6 protein-coding genes and 1 tRNA gene are annotated in these 6,146 nt (G+C 71.1%); 5 read left to right on the top strand and 2 right to left on the bottom strand.

What is annotated here, in order from left to right:
- The first annotated feature begins 96 nt into the window (after nucleotides 1-96).
- Nucleotides 97-1,140 (top strand): UDP-N-acetylmuramate dehydrogenase, encoded by a 1,044-nt coding sequence (locus ABTY61_RS05620; RefSeq protein WP_350503616.1) that lies wholly within the window; start codon nucleotides 97-99, stop codon nucleotides 1,138-1,140.
- Between the two features lie 31 nt (nucleotides 1,141-1,171).
- Here the strand turns inward: ABTY61_RS05620 and ABTY61_RS05615 are convergent, their stop codons facing one another.
- The gene (locus ABTY61_RS05615) at nucleotides 1,172-2,215 is read right to left on the bottom strand and encodes an adenosine deaminase (protein ID WP_350503615.1); all 1,044 of its coding nucleotides are present in this window, start codon (nucleotides 2,213-2,215) and stop codon (nucleotides 1,172-1,174) included.
- Nucleotides 2,216-2,331: 116 nt separating this feature from the next.
- Nucleotides 2,332-3,579 carry a pyridoxal phosphate-dependent aminotransferase gene (locus ABTY61_RS05610; RefSeq protein WP_350503614.1) on the bottom strand — a complete coding sequence of 416 codons (1,248 nt, stop codon included), beginning with the start codon at nucleotides 3,577-3,579 and terminating at the stop codon, nucleotides 2,332-2,334.
- Between the two features lie 306 nt (nucleotides 3,580-3,885).
- Here ABTY61_RS05610 and ABTY61_RS05605 point away from each other — a divergent pair.
- The 4 genes from ABTY61_RS05605 (at nucleotide 3,886) to rplK (ending at nucleotide 6,125) form a co-directional block, all read left to right on the top strand.
- Nucleotides 3,886-3,958: transfer RNA gene (locus ABTY61_RS05605), tRNA-Trp, on the top strand.
- A 150-nt stretch (nucleotides 3,959-4,108) separates the two neighbouring features.
- Nucleotides 4,109-4,435 carry a preprotein translocase subunit SecE gene (gene secE, locus ABTY61_RS05600; protein ID WP_350503613.1) on the top strand — a complete coding sequence of 109 codons (327 nt, stop codon included), beginning with the start codon at nucleotides 4,109-4,111 and terminating at the stop codon, nucleotides 4,433-4,435.
- Nucleotides 4,436-4,642: 207 nt separating this feature from the next.
- Entirely contained in the window at nucleotides 4,643-5,524 is an 882-nt protein-coding gene (gene nusG, locus ABTY61_RS05595; RefSeq protein ID WP_502895220.1) for a transcription termination/antitermination protein NusG, read from the top strand.
- Nucleotides 5,525-5,690: 166 nt separating this feature from the next.
- Nucleotides 5,691-6,125, top strand: coding sequence for a 50S ribosomal protein L11 (gene rplK / locus ABTY61_RS05590; protein ID WP_350503612.1), 435 nt, complete (start codon nucleotides 5,691-5,693; stop codon nucleotides 6,123-6,125).
- The last annotated feature ends 21 nt before the right edge of the window (nucleotides 6,126-6,146 follow it).

Here is a 6,146-nt window from a genome sequence, read left to right as displayed (position 1 = left end):
GTGGCGCGTATTGGTTGTTGGGGGGGGGCCCCCCACACGTGTTGTGGGGGGGGGGGGCGGCCGCTCGGCCGCCCCCGTCCCCGTACGCTGGTGGGCGTGCTGGTAGAAAACGACGCCCCCCTCGCCCCGCTCACCACGCTCCGGCTCGGCGGCCCGGCCCGTCGGCTGGTGACCGCCCACACCGACGACGAGGTGATCGCCGCCGTGCGCGAGGCCGACGCGGCCGGCGAGCCGCTGCTGGTCCTCGGCGGCGGCTCCAACCTGGTGATCGGCGACGCCGGCTTCCCCGGCACGGTGCTGCGGATCGCCACCACCGGGTTCGCCCTGGACGGCACCGTGCTGGAGCTGGCGGCCGGCGAGGTGTGGTCGGAGGCGGTCGCCCGCGCGGTGCGCGAGCACGGCCTGGCCGGCATCGAGTTCCTGGCCGGCATCCCCGGCTCGGCCGGCGCGACGCCGGTGCAGAACGTCGGCGCCTACGGCCAGGAGGTGGCCCAGACGGTCACCGAGGTGGTCGCGTACGACCGCACGGCGGGCGAGGTGGTCACGCTGGGCAACGCCGAGTGCGATTTCTCCTACCGGCACAGCCGCTTCAAGGCCCAGCCGGACCGCTACGTGGTGCTGCGGGTGCGGTTCGCCCTGGCGGACCACGCCGGGCTCTCCACCCCGGTCAAGTACGCCGAGGTGGCCAAGCACTTCGGCGTCGAGCAGGGCGAGCGGGTGCCGCTGGCCGACGCGTACGACGCGGTGCTGGGACTGCGCTCCGGCAAGGGCATGGTGCTGGACCCGGCGGACCACGACACCTGGTCGGCCGGCTCCTTCTTCACCAACCCGGTGCTCACCGCGGCGCAGTACGAGTCCTTCCGCACCCGCCCGGGCACCGAGAACGCCCCCGCCTACCCGGCCCCGGAGGGCTGCACCAAGACCTCGGCGGCCTGGCTGATCGACCGGGCGGGCTTCGGCAAGGGCTACGGCGACGGCCCGGCCACGCTCTCCACCAAGCACACCCTGGCGCTCACCAACCGCGGCGCGGCCACCGCCGAGGACCTGCTGGCCCTGGCCCGGGAGATCCGGGACGGGGTCCGCGAGGCCTTCGGGGTGGAGCTGGTGAACGAGCCCGTGATGGTGGGCGTCAAGCTCTAGGGCCGGACACCCTAGGCCCGCCTCCGGGGCCTCAGCCGGCCGGGTGCCCGTCGACCAGCCAGGCGTCGATGTCCGCCAGCAGCTCCTTGCGGACGGCCTCCGGGGCGCACGAGCCGCGCACCGACTGCCGTGCCAGCTCGGCGAGTTCGGCGTCGCTGAAGCCCAGGGCGGCGCGGGCCAGGTCGTACTGGTCGGCCAGCCGGCTGCCGAACAGCAGCGGGTCGTCCGCGCCGAGCGCCAGCGGCACCCCGGCGTCGAACAGCCGGCGCAGCGGCACCTCGTCCGGGCTCTCGTAGACGCCGAGCGAGACGTTGGAGGACGGGCAGACCTCGCAGGTGATCTGGCGGTCCGCCAGCCGGGCCATCAGCCGCGGGTCCTCGGCGGCCCGCACGCCGTGGCCGATCCGGCCCGCGCCCAGGTCGTCCAGGCAGTCCCGGACGGACTCCGGCCCGGCCAGCTCGCCGCCGTGCGGGGCGGCCAGCAGTCCGCCCTTGCGGGCGATCTCGAAGGCCCGGTCGAAGTCCCGGGCCAGGCCGCGGCGCTCGTCGTTGGAGAGGCCGAAGCCGACCACGCCGTGGTCGGCGTAGCGGACGGCGAGCCGGGCCAGCGTCCGGGCGTCCATCGGGGACTTCATCCGGTTCGCCGCGACCAGCACCCGGATGCCGACCCCGGTCGCCGTGGCGGCGTGCTCGACCGCGTCCAGGATCAGCTCCAGCGCGGGGATCAGCCCGCCCAGCCGGGGCGCGTAGGAGGTCGGGTCGACCTGGATCTCCAGCCAGCGGGAGCCGTCCCGCCGCTCGTCCTCGGCGGTCTCCAGGACCAGCCGGCGGATGTCCGACTCGTCCCGGAGCACCGAGCGGGCGGTGTCGTACAGGCGCTGGAAGCGGAACCAGCCGCGCTCGTCGGTGGCGCGCAGTTTGGGCGGCTCGCCGGAGCTGAGCGCCTCCGGCAGGCGAACGCCGTGCTTGTCGGCCAGCTCCAGCAGGGTGGCGGGCCGCATCGAGCCGGTGAAGTGCAGGTGCAGGTGGGCCTTCGGGAGGCCCCTGACGTCTCGCGGGTTCAACAGGCGTTCCATTTTCCGATACTGCCGTATGAGGCCCCCAAACGGGAACCGCCCTCTTTCCGTCCCCCGAAGGGGTGAAAGAGGGCGGAGTGGCGGGTGAACCCCGCACGTCCGGTTGACGGCGGACGTCAGTCGCGGGCCTCGCCGAGCAGCTTCTGGATCCGGCTGATGCCCTCGACCAGGTCCTCGTCGCCGAGCGCGTAGGAGAACCGCAGGTAGCCGGGGGTGCCGAAGGCCTCGCCCGGGACGGCGGCGACCTCGACCTCGTCCAGGATCAGGCTCGCCAGCTCGGCGGAGGTCTGCGGGCGCCGGCCGCGGATCTCCTTGCCCAGCAAGCCCTTGACCGACGGGTAGGCGTAGAAGGCGCCCTCGGGCTCGGGGCAGATGATGCCCTCGATCTCGTTGAGCATCCGCACGATGGTCTTGCGGCGGCGGTCGAAGGCGGTGCGCATCTCGTGCACGGCGGAGAGGTCGCCGGCCACGGCGGCGATCGCGGCGCGCTGGGCGACGTTGGAGACGTTGGAAGTGGCGTGCGACTGCAGGTTGGTCGCGGCCTTGATCACGTCCTTGGGGCCGATCACCCAGCCCACCCGCCAGCCGGTCATCGCGTAGGTCTTGGCCACGCCGTTGACCACGATGCACTTGTCGGCCAGCTCGGGCAGCAGGGCCGGCAGCGAGGTGAAGGTCGCGTCGCCGTAGACCAGGTGCTCGTAGATCTCGTCGGTGAGCACCCACAGGCCGTGCTCCAGCGCCCAGCGGCCGATCGCCTCGGCCTCGTCCCGGGTGTACACCGCGCCGGTCGGGTTGGACGGCGAGACGAACAGCACCACCTTGGTGTTCTCGGTGCGGGCGGCCTCCAGCTGCTCGACCGAGACCTTGTAGCCGGTGGTCTCGTCCGCGACGACCTCCACCGGGACGCCGCCGGCCAGCTGGATCGACTCCGGGTAGGTGGTCCAGTACGGGGCCGGGACGATGACCTCGTCGCCCGGGTCCAGGATCGCCGCGAAGGCCTCGTAGATCGCCTGCTTGCCGCCGTTGGTGACCAGCACCTGGGAGGCGTCCACCTGGTAGCCGGAGTCGCGCAGCGTCTTGGTGGCGATCGCGGTCTTCAGCTCGGGCAGGCCACCCGCCGGGGTGTAACGGTGGTTCTTCGGGTCGCGGCAGGCCTCGACGGCCGCCTCGACGATGTAGTCCGGCGTGGGGAAGTCGGGCTCGCCGGCGCCGAAGCCGATCACCGGGCGGCCGGCGGCCTTGAGGGCCTTGGCCTTGGCGTCCACGGCGAGGGTCGCGGACTCGGCGATCGCGCCGATCCGGGCGGAGACCCGGCGGTCGGCGGGGCGGATGGACTGGTCGGGCTGCGGGGTGGAAGCGCTCATGCGTGCATCGTCGCAGAACCGGGACGGACCGGGCATGGCGGTTTCAGCATCCGTACGGCTCCGTCCGCATGACGGCCCCCGGCGGCCCCCGACGGCCCCCGGCGATCCGCCGGTGTCCGCCCCACCGGGCCGGACATCCGCCGGGCATCCGGCGGTCCCGGAAGAAGAGGTTCGACCAAACACCCCTCGACCACGTACACTCGCTCCTCGACGGCCCACCGAAGAAGACCGGAGCTTTCACCGCCTGTACGGACAGCGGGGGGAGATGCGGTAGGTTGGTCGCCACCAGGAGCCGCGAGGTTCTGTAGGGCAATAGCTCAATTGGTAGAGCACCGGTCTCCAAAACCGGCGGTTGGGGGTTCGAGTCCCTCTTGCCCTGCTGCTTGACCCGTATTCAGCCCGTTCGCTCCACAGAGCGAGCGGGCTTGATGCGGAGAGGGCACCGATCAGCACCGCTTAAGCCGACCGCTCGTGCCTGAAACGGGTACGCAGGCGATGTTCGGCCGGACCCGGATTCAGGTGAGGACGAGTGACGGAGACCACGGGCTCCACCGCAACGCCTGAGAGCGGCAACCCCGAGGGGACCGACGGCGCTGCCGAGACCGCTGCTGCCGAGGGCGACAAGACCTCGGGCAAGCAGAAGAAGTCCGGCAAGCGGGCCAAGAAGGGCCTGTTCGCGCGAATGGGTCTGTTCTACCGCCAGATCATCGCCGAGCTGCGCAAGGTCGTCTGGCCCACTCGGAGCGAGCTCACCAACTACACCGCGGTCGTGGTGACCTTCGTCGTGGTCGTGATGGGCTTCGTCTACGGCCTCGACTACGGCTTCGCCAAGCTGAGCCTCTTGGTCTTCGGCTGATCGAGCCCCCACCTCCGAACCACCTCCCGACCCGGGCCGAATCATCGGTCCGGGTCGAGCTGTCGGCGGCGGACGTACGCGCGCGTACCGTGGACTCGGTACTGTTGAAGTCTCCGAGACCTCTCCTGGCGCCCGCGCGAGCGGCCGCGCGCCGGGCCGGTTCCGGAGCGCGCCACCTTCACCATCTCCAGGAAAGAAGCAGCCACAGTGTCTGAGTCCCCCCTGTACGACGCCGACGAGACCGTCCGCGAGGCGGATGTCGCCGCCGAGCTGGACGCGGCCGAGCTGGCTGTCGACGCGGAGTCCGCCGAGCAGATCGTCGACGCCGCGGACAGCGACGAGGACGAGGTCGAGGCGTACGACGAGGCCGCGGCCGGCGAGCCCGCCGAGGAGGCCGCTCTGCACGTGGAGGGCGACGAGGAGCTCGCCGCCGAGGAGTCGGCCGACGAGGAGTCCGCCGAGGACGAGGCCGTCGAGGCCGAGGTCGACCCGGTCGCCAAGTTCCGCGAGGACCTGCGCTTCATGCCGGGCGAGTGGTACGTGATCCACACCTACGCCGGCTACGAGAACCGGGTGAAGCAGAACCTGGAGCAGCGCGCCGTCTCGCTGAACGTCGAGGAGTACATCTTCCAGGCCGAGGTGCCGCAGGAGGAGGTCGTCCAGATCAAGAACGGCGACCGCAAGACCATCCGGCAGAACAAGCTCCCCGGCTACGTCCTGGTCCGCATGGACCTCACCCCGGAGTCCTGGGGCGTCGTGCGAAACACCCCGGGTGTCACCGGCTTCGTCGGCAACGCCTACGACCCGTACCCGCTGACCCTGGACGAGGTCGTCAAGATGCTCGCCCCGGACGTCGAGCGCCAGGCCGCCAAGGAGGCCGGCAAGCCCTCGCCGGTCAAGCCGAGCGAGATCCAGGTGCTGGACTTCGAGGTCGGCGACTCGGTCACCGTCACCGACGGCCCGTTCGCGACCCTCCAGGCGACCATCAACGAGATCAACCCCGACTCGAAGAAGGTCAAGGGCCTGGTCGAGATCTTCGGCCGGGAGACCCCGGTCGAGCTCTCCTTCGACCAGATCCAGAAGAACTAGTCACACGGTCTTCGGATTCGGGGCGGGGGCCGTCGGCCCCCGCCCCGAATCCGTTTTGGTCCAGCGGCGCAGACGCGTTAGCCTGGCCTGATGTGTGTGCTGGCGACCGGGTGTCGCCCCGGTCCGCACGCACCAGCAATCACCTCTCGGAAGGACCCGGAGAGACATGCCTCCCAAGAAGAAGAAGGTCACGGGGCTTATCAAGCTCCAGATCAACGCCGGCGCGGCCAACCCGGCGCCGCCGGTCGGCCCCGCGCTGGGCCAGCACGGCGTCAACATCATGGAGTTCTGCAAGGCCTACAACGCTGCGACCGAGTCGCAGCGCGGCATGATCGTGCCGGTGGAGATCACGGTCTACGAGGACCGTTCCTTCACCTTCATCACGAAGACGCCGCCGGCCGCGCGCCTCATCCTGAAGGCCGCCGGTATCGACAAGGGCTCCAGCGAGCCGCACAAGACCAAGGTCGCCAAGCTCACCAGCGCCCAGGTCCGCGACATCGCCGCCACCAAGATGCCCGACCTGAACGCCAACGACCTGGACGCGGCGGAGAAGATCATCGCCGGCACCGCCCGGTCGATGGGCATCACCGTCGAGGGCTGATCAAGCCCACCGTCCCGTCAG

Origin of the sequence: Kitasatospora sp. NPDC096128, assembly GCF_040303105.1 — a bacterium.
Classification (GTDB): domain Bacteria; phylum Actinomycetota; class Actinomycetes; order Streptomycetales; family Streptomycetaceae; genus Kitasatospora.
Note: the sequence above shows the minus strand (reverse complement) of the source record. Positions and strands in the feature narration are given on the sequence as shown.